The organism is Actinomadura formosensis NBRC 14204 (genome assembly GCF_001552155.1).
In the GTDB taxonomy this organism is placed as follows: domain Bacteria; phylum Actinomycetota; class Actinomycetes; order Streptosporangiales; family Streptosporangiaceae; genus Spirillospora; species Spirillospora formosensis.
Map to the genome: position 1 here is coordinate 1 of NZ_BCQQ01000041.1, position 14,933 is coordinate 14,933.

Here is a 14,933-nt window from a genome sequence, read left to right on the forward strand (position 1 = left end):
GAGGGCGGCGAGGCCGGCGGAGCGGCCGGGGCCGCCGGGCCGAACGGGGCGGCCGGGGCGGGCGGCGCCGGGGGGTTCGGCGGATCGGGCGGGGCCATGTCGCCGAACTTGCCGTCCGGGCGGCGCGGCGCCTCGATCGGCGGAGGGTCCCGGCGGGCGAGCCCGAGGAAGCCTCCGACGAACAGCAGGATCAGCCCGAAGAGGATCGAGCCGGCCGGGATGTAGCCGCGCACCAGGTCGATCTTCAGGGCGTTGCCGTCGGCCAGTTCGACCAGGCTCTTCTGGTCCTTGTCGACGGTGATGAGGTCGGCCTGGGCGACGATCATGCTGCCCTTGCCGTCCGGTGTCCGGACGGTGCTGCGGATGTTCTGGCGGTGCTTGACCGGGATGCCGGTGCGCGGGTCCACCCAGACGGTGTTGTACGCCTCGGTGTAGCGGTCCACCTTCTGGTTGCCGGCGTCGTCGGGCAGGCCCAGCATCCGCGGGGGCAGCTTGGTGTCGAGCGCGGCCGTCTTGGTCAACGGGATCGTCTGGGTGAACCGGTACGCGGTGAGCCCCTGGACCTTCTCGACGGCGTTGAACTGCATCGGCGCCGCCTGCTTGGTCGTCATGTCGAAGAACGGATAGTCGCGCTTCCGCACGTTCGCGAGCGGGAACAGCAGCCCGTACCCGGACATCCGGACGCTGTTGTCACCGTCCACGTTGGCACCGCAGCAGTTGACCAGCGCGCTCGTCCGCCGGTCGAACGCGATGCGGTAGCCCTGGATCTGGACGGGCTTGTCCGGCTTGGCCTCGTCGTAGATGTTGGTCGTGGAGTCCCAGACCGCGATGTCGTCGTTGCCCTCGTTGGCGCGGACGTCACCGCGGACGGTGTTCTTGGCGAGCAGGGTCACGCCGGTCTTGAACTTCAGGTCGGCCTGGTCGAAGTAGGTGGAGTCCTTCGATTCCAGCAGGGTCACCTGGTAGCGGTTCAGCGGTGCGACGACCACCTGGTCGGCCACGTAGAAGCGGACCAGCGGCGCGAGTGTCAGGAAGAAGGCACCCAGGCCGATCAGGACCAGGCCGACCGGTCGCCGCATGAACACCTCCGGGGGCTGCCGTCGCACTCAACGGCCGAGGGGCCGGGTCCGGCATGTCCGGGTTACCCTACAGTACCCGTGAAACCGACCGTCCAATAAGACTAGCGATCCCGCGGTGAGCGCCGTGGAAGGCGCTCCGGACACCGGCCGTGTCCGGCCGCCCGGCCGAATGCCTCCCCCCGTGCGCGCGTACCGGCCGGTAAGCTCCCCGTTACCCCGGCGTCCCGACACAGTGAGGTGGCCCTTGGCCTCGGCTGCACGCGGTCAGGACGGGCTGTCTCCCGTCCCCCGGCACTGTGCGACGCTGGCGCGGTCGGTGCGGCTGCTGGCCGCGTTCCGGCGCGAGCGGAGCGAGCCGGAGTACTTCTACAGCCTGATGGCCCGTGACACCGTCGCGCTGCTCGGCTCGTACACCGGCCTGCGGGGCGCGGCCGTCATCGACGTGGGGACGGGGTTCGGGTTCTTTGCGCGCGCGCTGACCGCGGCCGGGGCGCGCTGCACCGGCATCGACCACGACCTCGGTGAGTTGACGGCGCACAACGTCCGTGAACCGAACCGGCTTGTCGCAAGCGCGCTCGCCCTTCCGTTCCGGACGGGGTCCGCGGACGTGTGCTTCTCGTCCAACGTGCTGGAGCACGTGCCCGACCCGTGGCGGATGGCCGACGAGATGGTCCGCGTGACGAGACCCGGCGGGACGGTCTTCCTGTCGTTCACCAACTGGCTGTCCCCGTGGGGCGGCCACGAGACCTCGCCGTGGCACTACCTCGGCGGTGACCGGGCCGCCCGGCTCTACGAGCGCCGGAACGGACGCCCGCCGAAGAACCGGTACGGCCACAACCTGCACCCCGTCTCGGTGTCGTCGGCGCTGGCATGGGCCAGAGGGCACAAGGACGTGCAGGTCCTGGACGCTTTGCCCCGCTACCATCCGCGCTGGGCGGAGGGCATCGTCCGCGTTCCGGGCCTACGGGAGATCGCCACCTGGAACCTCGTTCTCGTCCTGCGGAAGAACGGCTCGTGAGGCCCGCCACGCGGACCGCCCGGCCGGCACCGCCACCGATCTCCGGCCATCAGGACACGATCGACGGCCTGCGGGCGGTGGCCGCGCTCGCCGTCCTCGTCTTCCACGTCGCCAGCGCGGCCGGGTCCATCGTCAACCCGGACGGCCCGCGATGGCTGTTCAACGGCGGCCAGGTGGGCGTGCCCATCTTCTTCACGCTGTCGGGGCTGCTGCTCTACCGTCCGTGGGCCGCGACCGTCCTGGACGGGCGACCCGCCCCGCGCACCGTCGAATACCTGCGCAAGAGGGCGTTCCGCATCGTGCCCGCCTACTGGGCCGTGATCGTCGTCTACATGGCCACGGCGGGGCGAGACCACATCGGCGACCCCGTCACGTGGGTCTCCCTGCTCACGCTCACCCAGACCTATCTGCCCGACCCGTGGTGGAACGGCCCCCTGGGGCCCGCGGAACTCGGGCAGTTCTGGAGCCTCGTGGTGGAGGTCTCCTGGTACGTCACGCTGCCGTTCACCGCGGCCGTCCTCGCCTGGTACGCGCGCCGGGCGCAGACCCACGACGCCGGTGTCCGCGCCAAACGGCTGCTGACCGGCATCGGCGTGTACGCGTCACTGTCGTTCCTCTGGACGGCCACCATGTTCGTCCCGGACCGGCACTCCCATCTGGGGCTGTGGCTTCCGCGGTACTTCGTCTGGTTCGCGATCGGGATGGCGCTCGCGGTCGTGACGGTGTGGGCGCGGCTGGACGAGCGGCGCCCGGTGGCGGCGCTGTGCCGGGCCGTGTCGGACTCGTGGGCGGCGTGCTGGGTCGCGGCGGCGGCGCTGTACGTCGTCGCGGCGACACCCGCCGCGGGCCCGCTCAGCCTGCAGACGCCGGACGCGTTCTGGACGTCCGCCCTGCACCTCGTCGTATTCGGCCTGTGCGCGGCGGCGCTGGTCGCGCCGGTCGCGCTCGCCCCGGCCGGGCAGCCCGCGCTCGGCGCGATCCTCGGCAACCGGGTGATGCGGTTCCTCGGCCGGATCTCCTACGGCGTGTTCCTGTGGCAGTTGCTGATCATCGTCTCCTGGTACGACGCGACGGGCCGGGGTTTCCAGGGGGACGTGGCGACGGATCTGCCGCTGATGGCCGCGGCGTCCATCGCAGCGGGGACCCTGACCCACTACCTGGTGGAGTGGCCGGTGGGGCGGCTGACCCGGCGCCGGGACCGGTCCCGGCCGGCCCCTGCCCGGGCGCCGTCCAGCTGAGCGGGATCCGCCCGCCGGACTCGCCGCCGCCGGGCGGTTTCGGCCGCCACAGTTCGACGGCGATGCGCCCGACGGCGACGAGCCCGAGCAGTTGGGGCGCGATGTCGCCGAGCGGGCCGGACGGTTCGGCGGGGTTGTCGAGCAGGTCGAGCCACATCGCGGCGGCGAGGCAGCCGGTACCGGCGAGCAGCGCGATCGCCGCCGGCCACGGGGAGGCGAGCGCGCGCGGGACGGCGGAGCGGCGGGTGCGCGCCCAGCCGCACAGGGCCGCGACGGCGAGCGTGACGGCGACGCCGGGAAGGCCGGCGATCCAGCCGCCGAGCGCGGCGGCGAGCCCGATGGCCGCCCACGCCGGCCAGCCCGTCCCGGCGGTCAGCGCGCGCGGGGCCGGGCGCCGCCCGCCGGACCGGGCCGGCCAGAGCGCGGCGAGCAGCAGGACGAGGAGCAGGAGGAGGCCGGTGACGACGGCGATCCGCTGGGCCCGGTCGGGCGTGTAGGTCAGCTCGACGGCGCCGCTCGTGCCCGCGGGGACGAGCCAGCCCTGCTTCCATCCGTCCAGCCGGACGGGCCGCAGAACGGTGCCGCCGGCGGTCGCGCGCCACCCGGTGTTGAAGTTCTCGTTCACGGTGAGGAATGAGGCGGTGGCGGCGTCCACCTCCAGCCTGCGGGAGCCGGACCCCCAGTCGATGACCCTGACCTGCCGCGGCGGCGGCCGTCCGGTGGCGTCCGCCCCGAGCTTGGTCCCGACCGTCACCGTGTCGATCCGGTAGGCGTCGAGCGGGACGGAGGTCAGGTGGTTCTGCCCCTCGGTGAGCACGGCCTGCTTGCAGGCGGCGAACCGCAGGGGGCGACCGGCGAGCAGGTCGCCGAGGGTGCCGGTCACCTTGGTCTGGATCGTCCCGCCCTGCCCGCTCCCTGTCCGCACGGCATCTGCCTGACCGGTGCCGGTCAGGTCACCGCCGGACGGGTTCGCGGACGCCGCGACCCGGAGCTTCGGCCCGAAGCCGCACGGCAGTTCCAGCGGGTACGCCCGCACGTCCGGGAACGGTTTCACGCCGGGGACGGTCAGCTCGGCGAGCTGCACCGGCTGGGGCCGGCCGTCCCGGAGGAAGGTGATCGTCAGCCGGTCGGTCGTCATCAGGGCGAACGACAGCCTGCCCTCGCCGTCCGTCAGCCCCTCGCGGGTCCGGCCGTTCCCGCCCCGGACGCGCAGCCGGATCGGGCCGGACGCGCCGGGCGGACGCGTGACCGTCACCGTGGACACCCGCTTGCGGCCCTTCCAGCGGACGGTGTACGCGGGCGCCTCGTCCTTCTCCGCCGCGATCCAGGACGTCGCCGGGTCGCCGTCGAAGCCGGATCTGGGCTGGTCCGCCGGGTGGCCGGACAGCGTGGAGCTGGCGGCGACGAGCGGCTGGCGGCGGGCGGCGGTGTACCGGTCGATGAGCCGCCGGTCGGTGAGGACGGCCGTCCCGGTGACGGGCGCCTTGCCGGTCACCGCCGAGGTGAACGTCCGGTCGAAGCCCGTACCCTCCTCGTCGCCGGAGCCGAGGGACGGCGAGCACACCCACCGCCGGCTGCCCTTCATGCATTCGTCCGCCGCGCCCGGCGCCCGGCTCATCACGTACGTGGCCGGCCCGCCGATTCCCGGCGGCGCGGGCATCGTGTAGGTGCGTGCCGGTTTCACGCCGCCGATGGACACCTCCGCGATCGCCGCGCGCGCGAACGCGGGAACGACCGGCTCGGCGGAGAGCCCGGTGATGCGCAGCCGCAGCCAGCGCGCCGGCCCGTCCGGTGCCCGCAGCGCCTGCGGGTTCGCGCTCTGCCGGACGTCCTGCTCCACCCTCCCGTTCTCGGTCTCGACGGCGACACGCGACACCGGCGGCCCGAGGGCGGGGTCCGGCGCGAACGTGGCGGTCAGGTTCCGGACGTCGCGGGCCCGGTCGAAGTCGACGCGGAGCCACTGCCCGACCGGCCCGCTCCAGCCGCCCGTCTGCCACGCGGTCAGCCGGTCGCCGTCGAGCGCGGCCCACGGGACCGCCTCCGGTTCGCGGGCCTGCGGGATCGCGTCGTCACCGGCCGCCGACGCGGACGCCGTGACGTCCCGGACCCCGCCGCCGTAGGTCACGTGCGTGGTGTACCGCTTCCAGCCCTTGTCCAGGACGTCGGTGGCCTCGCCCCGGTGGGCGGCGGACATCGTCGGCGACGTCTGGTGCAGCTCACCGAAGTTGCGGCGCAGCAGCCGGGGCGAGTCGGTCACGACCGGGGTGCCCTTGAGGTCGGCGGCGTCGTCGTCGAGCAGGACGGGACCGTCCGGCAGCGCCTTGTCGTCGGCCATGGCGAGCAGCGACTCCGGCCCCCCGTACACGCGGACGGGGTTCGACGCGCCGGCGAGGTTCACGACGTCGGCGGCGCCCTCGACCTCGTAGACCTCCAGTGGCGGGTACTTCTGGTCGACCGCCGACACGGCGTCGTCGTTGTCGCCGCCGACGGGCCCGCCGAACGATGCGACCCTGCGCAGGCCGGGTGAGGCGTCCATGGCCTGGTGGAGGCGGGCGGGCCAGGCGCCGCGCAGCGTCTCCCGCCGCAGGTCATTGCGGACCAGGACGTACCGGACGCCCATCCGGCCGAGGAAGCCGCCCAGCCCCGGCGATCCCTGCCCGGAGCGCACCTGCTGGTCGATCGCGTCCAGCGCCCGCGTGTAGCCGGGCGACCCGGCCGGGACGAGCTGCCGGACCCCCCACCGCGCCACCAGCAGCGGCTGGACGATGTCGTCCATCGGACGGCCCCACAGGTACTCGCCGAACGGCGCCCCCGGAATGGCGAGCACGCCCTGCCGGCCCGCGCGGGCGTTGAGCCAGGACGCCGCGTCCCGCCAGTACTTCGGCACCTGCGTGAAGTCGCCGGGCCCGGTGAGGCCGTGCGAGACGGCGGTGAGCCCGATGCCGCCGAGCGCGACGGCGGCGGCGACCGGCAGGCTGAGCAGCGCCCTCGGGGTGAGCTTGAACGCCGGCCCGGCTCCGTCGCCCAGCCCGCGCACCCGGGCGTCCTGGGCGTGCCGGGCGGCGGCGACGAGCACGTGGGCGAGGCCGAGCGCGAGCGGCAGCCGGACGACCGCGTCGAACTTGTGCAGGTTGCGCAGCGGCGCGAGCGGGCCGTCCAGCAGGTCGCGGAGCTGGGCCGCGAACGGGCCCGGGATGTCGCTGATATGGCCCATCGACAGGATCGTCACCCCGGCCAGCAGCGTGAGCAGCAGGAACGTCCGTTCCGGCAGCAGCCGGCTCAGCAGCCCGGCGAGGCCGAGGGCCGCGACGACACCGGTGCAGATGATCGGGACGGGGCTGAGCGAGAGGCCGTGCCCGACCGGCCACCAGACCTGCCCGTCCACGATCAGGTAGTTGACCCAGCGCTCGGCGCCGCGCAGCACGTTGATCAGGCCGGTCGGCCCGGTCGTCGTGTCGGCCTTCTCGGTGTAGGTCAGCCAGGAGAACCCGTACGTGCCGGTGAGCAGCAGCGGGACCAGCCACCAGGCCGTCGCCGCGCCCGCGCCCGCCGACCACCACGCGAGCATCCGGGCGCGGAACGACCCGCGCGGCCTCGTCACGATGTACAGCAGCGGGACGACGAGGACGGCGGCGGTGGCGGTCGCGTTGATGCCGCCGCAGCAGGCGATCGCGAGCCCCGACCGGGCCGCGGCCCGCAGCCGTCCGCCCTCCCCGGACGCCGCGGCGACCAGCGGCAGCACGATCCACGGCAGCATCGCGACCGGCAGGTACTCCGCGGAGATCTGCCCGAGCGTGGCCAGCCCGTTCGGGGCGAGCGCGTACGCCATCGCGGCGAACAGCCGCGGGCCCGGGCCGCCGATGCCGAGCCGCCCGGCCAGCCGCCACATGCCGGTGCACGCCAGGCACATCAGCAGCGCCAGCCAGAACCGCTGGGTGATCCAGGCGGGCATCCCGAGGACGTCGCCGAGCGCGAAGAACGGGCCCATCGGGAACAGGTAGCCGACGGCCTGGTTCTGCAGCTGGCCGAACTGCTCGGGGTCCCACAGGTGGAGGGCGCGGCCGAGGAACCCGAGCGGGTTCACCGCCATGTCGATCTTGGTGTCGGCGAGGATGGCGCCGGGCCGGGTGCCGAACGCGAGCGCGGTCAGCGCCAGGCAGCCCGCGAGGACGCGCAGCCTCTCCCGCAGCCGCTCGGCGGCGTCCGGGCCGTCCGGCCCCTGGACGGGCGGACGGGACGCGCCGGCGCGGGGCGGATCCGCCTCTCCCACGGCCATGCTCGCCCTCTGCCCCTCTCTGTGCTCCCCCGGCGTCAGCCTGGGTGCTCGTCACCGTACCCGCGTCCGCCGGGGGCCCGGACGCCGGTGTTCCCGGCGCCCGCGCCCCGGACGGCGGCGGTCACGAGGCCGCGCATCCGGCCTGCGGTGCGCGCCCAGTCGAAGCCTGCCGCCCACCTCTGACATTCCGTGGCGAACCGATCGCGCACCGTGCGGTCGGCCAGCTCCTTGAGGGCGCGTTCGACCACGCCGGCCTGGTCATCGCCCTCATGGACGAGCCATCCGGTGGTCCCGTCGCGGACGGCGTCGCGCAGGCCGTCCACGTCGTGGGCGACGGTCGGGACGCCGAGCGCGGCGGCCTCGATCACGCTGAGGCCCCACCCCTCCCCCTGCGACGTGCTGAGATGCAGGTCGGCGCGGGCGACCAGCGCGGCCTTGACGTTTTCGGGGACATAGCCGTGCGCGATGACGACGCCGTCCAGGCCCCGCGCGCCGATCGCGGTTTTCAGCGCGGGCGCCTCCGGCCCGTCCCCGATGATGTGGAGCTTGAGCCCAGGGCGGGTCGCGGTGAGGCTCTGCGCGAGGTCGAGGAGCAGGTGGAGACGCTTGTGCGGGACGAGACGGGTCACGCACACCAGGTCGGGGTCTCCGCGAGGCTCCGCGACCACGCCATCGGGTTCGGCGACGGACGATCCGTTGTGAACGACATGGGCGGGCCCCGTCCACCCCAGCCGTTCCCTGACGGCGCGCAACGTGGACGGCGAGACGACCACGAACGCGTGCCGCCGATACGTCCAGCGGCTCACCGGCCCCTCCAGGACTTGCCCGACCCAAGCCAGCCACCTGGGAAAGTACAAGTCGAACTGGGCGTCGTGCACATGGTGGACGACGCAGAACACCGGTACTCGCCGGGGCAGCACCCAAGGCGTGAAGAACGGGATGCCGTTCTGGCAGTCGATGACGGCATCGAACCGCAGGCGGCGCCCCAGCATCCACAGCAGCACCAACGGGTAGACGGTGAACCGGCCACCGAGACGGACGAATTCCACGTCCTCGACCCGTTCCCTGCGCTTCTGCCCGGGGGCCCTGCACGTCACGTAGTGGACGCGGGCCCCCTCACCAGCGAACCTGCGCGCCAGCTCCCAGGCGTAGCGTTCGGCACCTCCGGCGGCGGGATGCCAGGGATCCCGCCAGTTGACTACCGCCAGCCGCAGATCCGCGCTCATCCCGACTTGGCGCTCGGCGCCCGCTCCGGGAGAGCGACGGGCACCGGGCGCGGCTCACGCAGCATCGTCCGGACGGGCACGACGGGGGTGATCGGCGTCGCCGGCACGCGGAAACCGGCGCGCGCGCGGATCCGAGCGAGGTCCAGCATGCATTCCAATGAATGACGCGTCACGGAGAACGTCGAGCCCGGACGGTCGCGCCAGACCACCGGGATGGCCGTCACGGACGCCCCTCGCCGTACGCAGTGGGCCAGAAGCTCGACGTCGAACGAGAAACCGGCGGTGCGCAGTTCCCCGGCGGCGGCCCGTCCGAGCGGCCCGTCGAAGAACTTGAATCCGCACTGGGTGTCCTGGATGCCGCCTACGAGGTCGCGGACGATCCGGTTGAACGTGATGGCCCCGAGCCGCCTGACCGGCAGCGCGTACCCCTGGACCACCGACCGGCGGTGGCGCCTTGACCCGACCACGACCGGGCGGCCCTCGCTCAGCAGGGCGATGGCTTCGTCCAGCGCGGCAAGGTCCGTTGCCATATCGGCGTCCATGAATCCGACATACGGGGCGCGCGTCTCCAGCAGTCCGGCCCGGACCGCCGCCCCCTTGCCCCTGCGTTCGCAGTGCACCAGCCGCACCGGCACCGGACCGCCCCAGGAGCGGACGATGCCGGCCGTCCCGTCGGTGCTGGCGTTGTCGACGACGATGATCTCCGCCCGCAGCGGGAGGCCGGCCAGCTTCGCACACAGCAGATGCAGTCCCGCCGGAAGCCGGTCGGCCTCGTTGTGGGCGGGAACGATGATCTCCAGGAGGGCGGTGCCGTCATGCCAGGTCCCCATCAGGGCCTACACGTCACCGGGAGCCGTAGTTGTACAGCGGCTTGATGACGGGGTCCTTCTGGGAGGCGTTCGCGAGCTGGACCGCGCCGAACGACGCTCCGGTGGCCAGCAGGGCGCCGACCAGTGCGGCGATGGCGATGCGCATCAGGGGGTCCTTCGTCGGTCATCGGGGCGGCGGGGTTTGATACTGCCGAGTAATGAAAGGCTCAGAGTAGTACCTGGGGCCGGGATTGACCAGAAAACGAGCAGGCTCGCAATGCCCCACCCGACCACCACGGGCGCCACCGGCACGCCGTCCCCGGCGGCGGACGCGGCTCCGCCGATCCGGTAGACGACGAGGTCGGGTCCTCTCAGCATCTCCGCCACCTCGCCCTCCGGCCGAATCGAACCGGTATCCGCGTCGACCACGACATACCGGATGCCCTCGGCACGGAGCATCGCGGCCGGCGGTGCCCCGGTCTTCGCGGCCGGCGCGAGCCTGACGGACCTCGGATCCTCGGGCGGGACGGTCGTCTCCCCCACCGTGACCGCGTCGTCCACGATGACGCGCCGATGCAGATAGCGCGGCAGCGGATCGAGCACCCGCCGCCCGTGGTTCCACGGGTAGCTCCGGTACGAGGCCCACGGCAGAACCAGCACGTCACCCTGCTCAGGGTCACCGTTGATGATCTGCCGCGCGCGCGCCCAGTCGTCCGGGTAGCGGACGGCCCGCAGTTCACCCGCCGCCCCCCAGGCCAGCGTCGGCAGCAGGAGCACCGGCGCGGCCATCGCTCCCGCGGCCACGCCCGGCCACCGCGCCTCGGCGGCCCGGTCGGCGGCCAAGCCGAGCCCGGCGGCGACCACGACGGCCAGCGGCGCCACATACTGCTGCCCGTCCCGCACCACGGCGAACCCGCCCCACAGGCCGATGGCCCCTTCGAGGACGGGAGCGGCCACCGCCCCCAGGCCCGCGATCGCGAACCCGGCGATCCCGGCGACCGCCGCGCCCCGCCACCAGGGGAGCCCCCGCCCCCACTTCCCATAGGCAACGAGCGCACCCACCACGACGATCAGCCAGATGGCCGCGGTGACCGGCGCCCCATATCCGCTGGGCACCGTCTCCCCGTTCCACACCCCGCCGAGCAGAAGCAGGCTCCCCGCCGCCCCGAACGGTGTATCCGCCCGAGCCGCGAACAGCCCGACGGCCGTCCCCTCCCCGGGCACCCCGCCCGCCCGCGACACCCCCGGCACCAGCCAGGGGAGGCTCAACGCCCCCACGACCCCGGCAACGCGAAGGCCACCGCGGGGACGGCCGCTCACCAGGGCGACCGTCAGGGCCGCTATGGCGGTGACCGTCAAGGCCGCGAAGCCGCCGATGGCGGCGGGGAGGAGGGTCCGGGTCAGGCGGCGGGTGCCGCCGGGTTCGTCCGTGCGAGCGGCGGCAGCCACGACCCAGGGCAGGGCCGCGTAGCCGAGGAGGAGCGCCCATTGGCCCAGAAGGAGCCGTTCGGCGACGAAGGGGTTCCAGGCGTAGCAGACGCCGGCGGCGAGGCGGGGCAGGAGGCGGCGGGACGGCACCAGGGACGCCGCCGATGTGCACGCCATGACGAATATCGCCAGAAGGACGAGCTTCTGCACGATGTCCGCCGGGACGGCGGCGGCGAGGGCGGTGACGAACGCGTCGCTCGGGACGTGCCGGGGGACGACCCCCGTCAGCCCGAACGTCATGGACGTGAACGCGGGGTCCGGCACGAACACCATGTCGTACGACAGGACGAACCCGGGCGCGAGCCCCGGCCCGAGTGCCGCAAGCCCGAGCCCCAGCCCGGTCAGTGCGGCCACCAGGTGCCGCGTCCGCTCCCCCATGTGAGCCTGGACGCTACCCCACCGGCTCTGGGTCGCGCGGCAGCCCGAGGATGCGCTCACCGATCACATTGAGGTTGACCTCCGTGGTGCCTCCGCCGATGGTCATGGCGCGGGACGCCAGGAGGTAGCGGGTCCAGCGGGCGCGCAGGTCGTCCCGCCGGCCGCCGGTCAGCGCGCCGTCCTCGCCGAGGAGCGTGAACCCGAACTCGGTGACCTGCTGGCCGTGCTCCATCGCCACCAGTTTCCGGACGTTGGCGGTGGCGCCCGGGTCCGTGCCGGAGAGCTGCTTGAGCGTGGCGCGGAGGCCGAGGAGGTTGAACGAGTGCTCGTCGCAGGCGAGGCGCCCGAGTCCGTCGCGGACGACCGGGTCGCCGTCCAGGCCCAGTGCGGCGGCGAGGTCGAGCAGCTTGGGCAGGTCGCCGCCGAGCTGGAAGGTGCTGGTCAGGCCGACGCGCTCGTTGGCGAGCGTGGTGCGGGCGACGCGCCAGCCGGCGCCCACGGGGCCGACGACGAGGTCGTCCGGGACGAACACCCCGTCCAGGAACACCTCGTTGAAGACGGCGTCACCGGTGCATTCGCGCAGCGGGCGGATCTCGATGCCGGGCGCGGCCATGTCCACGAGGAAGTAGCTGATCCCGTCGTGTTTGGGCCGGTCGGGGTCGGTGCGGGCGATGCAGATGCCCCACTGGGCCTCGCGGGCGAGGGACGTCCAGATCTTCTGCCCGGTGAGCGTCCAACCGCCCTCGGCGCGTTCGGCGCGCGTCCGCAGCCCGGCGAGGTCGGAGCCCGCGCCCGGCTCGGAGAACAGCTGGCACCAGATGATCTCGCCGCGCAGCGTCGGCGGCAGGAACCGCTCCCGCTGCTCCGGCGTCCCGTACTGGACCAGCGACGGGACGACCCATCCGGCGATCATCAGCGGCACCGGGCGCACCTTCGCCGCCGCCAGTTCCTGCTGGATGACGAGCTGCTCCAGCGGCCCGGCGCCGCGTCCCCACGGCTTCGGCAGGTGCGGCGTCACCCAGCCGCCCTCCGCCATCGCCGCCCGCTGGTCGAGGGGCTCCATCGCGGCCAGTTCGGCGACGCGGGCGCGGATCTCCGCGCGGATCGGCGCGGCGTCTTCGGCCAGTTCGACGCTCATCGGCCGCCGGACGCCGCGCACCGCCAGCGCGGCGACGTCGGCCAGGTGCTTGCCGGCTCGCCCTAGAAGCGCCCGGAGCGTCAGCGCCCGCCGGTAGATGAGGTGGGCATCGTGCTCATAGGTGTAGCCGATTCCCCCATGGATCTGGATGTTGCCCTCAGCGCAGGCGACCGCGGCGTCCGCTGCCAGTACCGCGGCGACTCCCACCGCGTAGGCACGCTGTTCTTCTGGTTCGGCCAGCGCGCGCGCCGCGTCCCATACGGCGGCCCTGGCGCGCTCGACGGCGATGAGCATCCGGGCGCACTTGTGCTTGACGCCTTGGAACTGGCCGATCGGGCGTCCGAACTGCTCCCGCAGCTTGGCATAGGCCACGGCGTCGTCCAGGGCACGTCCCGCGACACCACATGCCTCGGCACCGAGCAGGACGGTGGCGAGGGCCTGCGCGTCCGCTCCGCTCAGGAAGCGGTCGACGGTCACGCCCTCGACGGTGACCGATCCCACCGGACGCGTGATGTCGAGCGACTCCAGCGGCCCCACGGTGACGTCATCCCGGTCAAGGACGACCCAGCGGTCACCGGCCGGGAGCACGAACAGATCGGCCAGCGGGGCGCCCAGCACAGGTCGAAGCGTGCCGGAGACCGCCGAGCCGTCCACCTCCAGGCTGCCCGACAGCGCCACCGCCGCGGTCCGCGAACCGTCGGCCAGGCCGGTCACCTCGGCCCCGCACGCGTGCAGGACCGCGGACGCCAGGACGGTCGGCGTGTACGGGCCGGGGGCGAGCACCCGGCCGAGTTCCTCCAGCGCGACGGCCTGCTCCAAAAGCCCGAAGCCCTGCCCGCCCGCGTCCTCGGGCAGGTGCAGGCCGGGCAGTCCCTGGGCGGCGAGCGCGGGCCAGAAACCGGCGTCCGCCGCACGTGCGACCCGCGGCGCGATGTTCCGCTCCGCGAACCCGCGTACCGACGCCGCCAGCGCCTCGTGCTCCTCGGTCAGCCCGATCGCCATGGCCACCCCTCTCCTCGGACGTGGCCACACCCTATTAGAACGTCGTTCGGTCTGTCAGGGGGCGACCTTCAGCCCGCCGAGAAACTCGTTCACATCCGGCAGCCGCTGCTTGTGCGTGTTCGGCATCGACGCGAACACCACCGCCGGCGTCTTGCGGCCGGTGTCGATCACGGCGGTCGCGACGACCTCGCCCGTGGCCCGCACGCCGCTGCGCTGGTAAGTCAGGTACGAGGCGATCACCCAGCCCTCGTGCCCGTCCACGCGCAGCTCCTGCGACGCCAGCGGCGCCGTCTTGTGCGGGAACGCGTAGTACTGGGCCTCATATCCCTGCGCGACCAGGCCCGCGACGTTCTTCACGCTCTTCGGCCCCTGGTAGGCGCTCATCATGCCCGGGTGCAGCGTCCCGGTGAGCAACTGGCCGTACCAGAGCTGCCCGGCGTGCCGCTCCGTCACCAGGATCTGCTGCCCGGACCATCCCGGCGTGCCGAGCCTGTTCTTCTTCGTCGGCACCTGCCAGGGAGCCGCCAGCCGCGGATATGACAGCCCGGAGTGCGCGTCGTTCACCCGTCCGAGCACCTTGCTCGGCTTCCCGGCGAACTTCGCGAGCGGCTTGTCCGGCGGCAGGTCCGCCTGCGCCGCCTCCGACTGCTCCGCCGCGGCCCGCTTGTCGGCGTTGCCGACCGGCTCCGCGGGCTCGTCGCCGCCCTTCAGCAGGTAGACGGCACCGGCCGCGATCAGCGCGGCCACCAGCAGCCCGATCCCGCCGAACAGCACGAGCCCGGACCGGCCGCCGCCCTCGTCCAGCATGTCCCGCGACGGCCTCGGCGACCCGCCGAGCTTGGCGTCGGCGGACGCCTCGTCCGCCATCCACTCCGGCATCTGCCAGTTGCCGCTGCTCGGCTTGCCCGGCTTGGCGGGCTGCCCCGCCCCGGTCGGGACGGCCGGCACGTAGTTGTCCTGGTCACCCGAGTCCTGGTCGCCCGGCCCCTCCTCGAAGAGCGACCCCTCCCACTGAGGTGCCTCCTCCTCCGGGACGGGCGCGACCTTGACGTCGTCGGAGTCGCGCCCCGCGGGCTCCGCCGCCTCGCCCCGCGCACCGCGCGGCCCCTCGTCCGCATCGGGGTCCGCGGGCATGAAGCCCTCCGGCGCCTGGGGCTCGCGGAAGGCCGCCTGCGGTCCGGTCGCGCTCTCTGCGCCGGATTCCTGCCGGGGCTCGTCCCACGGCTCGCTCTCGCTCATCTCGGTCCAGCGCACACCGCGCTCCCCCTGATCGGACATGCG

General features: G+C 73.4%; 9 protein-coding genes and 1 pseudogene. 2 read left to right on the forward strand and 8 right to left on the reverse strand.

All coding sequences use genetic code 11. The features are described from left to right. Positions 1–1,079, reverse strand: a 1,079-nt coding sequence (locus AF1_RS13450) for a DUF3068 domain-containing protein (protein WP_067797579.1), incomplete at its 3' end; no start/stop codon positions are given. Positions 1,080–1,323: 244 nt separating this feature from the next. Between AF1_RS13450 and AF1_RS13455 the strand changes: the two genes are divergently transcribed. Next, a complete protein-coding gene (locus tag AF1_RS13455; RefSeq protein ID WP_242608608.1) occupies positions 1,324–2,097 on the forward strand; it encodes a class I SAM-dependent methyltransferase in 774 nt (257 codons plus the stop codon). Further along, positions 2,094–3,335: an acyltransferase family protein gene (locus AF1_RS36320; protein ID WP_067797582.1), complete on the forward strand. Its 1,242-nt coding sequence runs from the start codon at positions 2,094–2,096 to the stop codon at positions 3,333–3,335. The genes AF1_RS13455 and AF1_RS36320 overlap by 4 nt, the downstream gene beginning before the upstream one ends. 1,114 nt (positions 3,336–4,449) lie before the next feature. Here the strand turns inward: AF1_RS36320 and AF1_RS36325 are convergent. From AF1_RS36325 to AF1_RS13485, 7 genes and pseudogenes are all read right to left on the reverse strand, one after another. Next, positions 4,450–7,611 (reverse strand): annotated as a pseudogene (locus tag AF1_RS36325) (alpha-(1->3)-arabinofuranosyltransferase domain-containing protein); the annotation flags it as partial. 35 nt (positions 7,612–7,646) lie between these two features. Continuing rightward, positions 7,647–8,837 (reverse strand): glycosyltransferase family 4 protein, encoded by a 1,191-nt coding sequence (locus AF1_RS13465; RefSeq protein ID WP_084262856.1) that lies wholly within the window; start codon positions 8,835–8,837, stop codon positions 7,647–7,649. Next, positions 8,834–9,667, reverse strand: a complete 834-nt coding sequence (locus AF1_RS13470) for a glycosyltransferase (protein ID WP_067797585.1) — start codon at positions 9,665–9,667, stop codon at positions 8,834–8,836. Before AF1_RS13470 ends, AF1_RS13465 begins: the two co-directional genes overlap by 4 nt. Before the next feature lie 13 nt (positions 9,668–9,680). Then, a complete protein-coding gene (locus AF1_RS36330; RefSeq protein ID WP_255218801.1) occupies positions 9,681–9,812 on the reverse strand; it encodes a hypothetical protein in 132 nt (43 codons plus the stop codon). Continuing rightward, a complete protein-coding gene (locus AF1_RS13475; protein ID WP_067797673.1) occupies positions 9,812–11,512 on the reverse strand; it encodes a hypothetical protein in 1,701 nt (566 codons plus the stop codon). Before AF1_RS13475 ends, AF1_RS36330 begins: the two co-directional genes overlap by 1 nt. A 13-nt stretch (positions 11,513–11,525) precedes the next feature. Continuing rightward, positions 11,526–13,652, reverse strand: coding sequence for an acyl-CoA dehydrogenase (locus tag AF1_RS13480; protein ID WP_067797588.1), 2,127 nt, complete (start codon positions 13,650–13,652; stop codon positions 11,526–11,528). Between the two features lie 54 nt (positions 13,653–13,706). Further along, the gene (locus AF1_RS13485) at positions 13,707–14,930 is read right to left on the reverse strand and encodes a flagellar basal body-associated FliL family protein (RefSeq protein ID WP_067797591.1); all 1,224 of its coding nucleotides are present in this window, start codon (positions 14,928–14,930) and stop codon (positions 13,707–13,709) included. Positions 14,931–14,933: the final 3 nt, after the last annotated feature.

What these genes read in the sequence shown, in the direction of transcription:
- AF1_RS13465 (WP_084262856.1), bottom strand. Translation starts at nt 8,837, where the DNA reads ATGAGCGCGGATCTGCGGCTGGCGGTAGTCAACTGGCGGGATCCCTGG.
- AF1_RS13470 (WP_067797585.1), bottom strand. Translation starts at nt 9,667, where the DNA reads ATGGGGACCTGGCATGACGGCACCGCCCTCCTGGAGATCATCGTTCCC.
- AF1_RS36330 (WP_255218801.1), bottom strand. Translation starts at nt 9,812, where the DNA reads ATGCGCATCGCCATCGCCGCACTGGTCGGCGCCCTGCTGGCCACCGGA.
- AF1_RS13475 (WP_067797673.1), bottom strand. Translation starts at nt 11,512, where the DNA reads ATGGGGGAGCGGACGCGGCACCTGGTGGCCGCACTGACCGGGCTGGGG.
- AF1_RS13480 (WP_067797588.1), bottom strand. Translation starts at nt 13,652, where the DNA reads ATGGCGATCGGGCTGACCGAGGAGCACGAGGCGCTGGCGGCGTCGGTA.
- AF1_RS13485 (WP_067797591.1), bottom strand. Translation starts at nt 14,930, where the DNA reads ATGTCCGATCAGGGGGAGCGCGGTGTGCGCTGGACCGAGATGAGCGAG.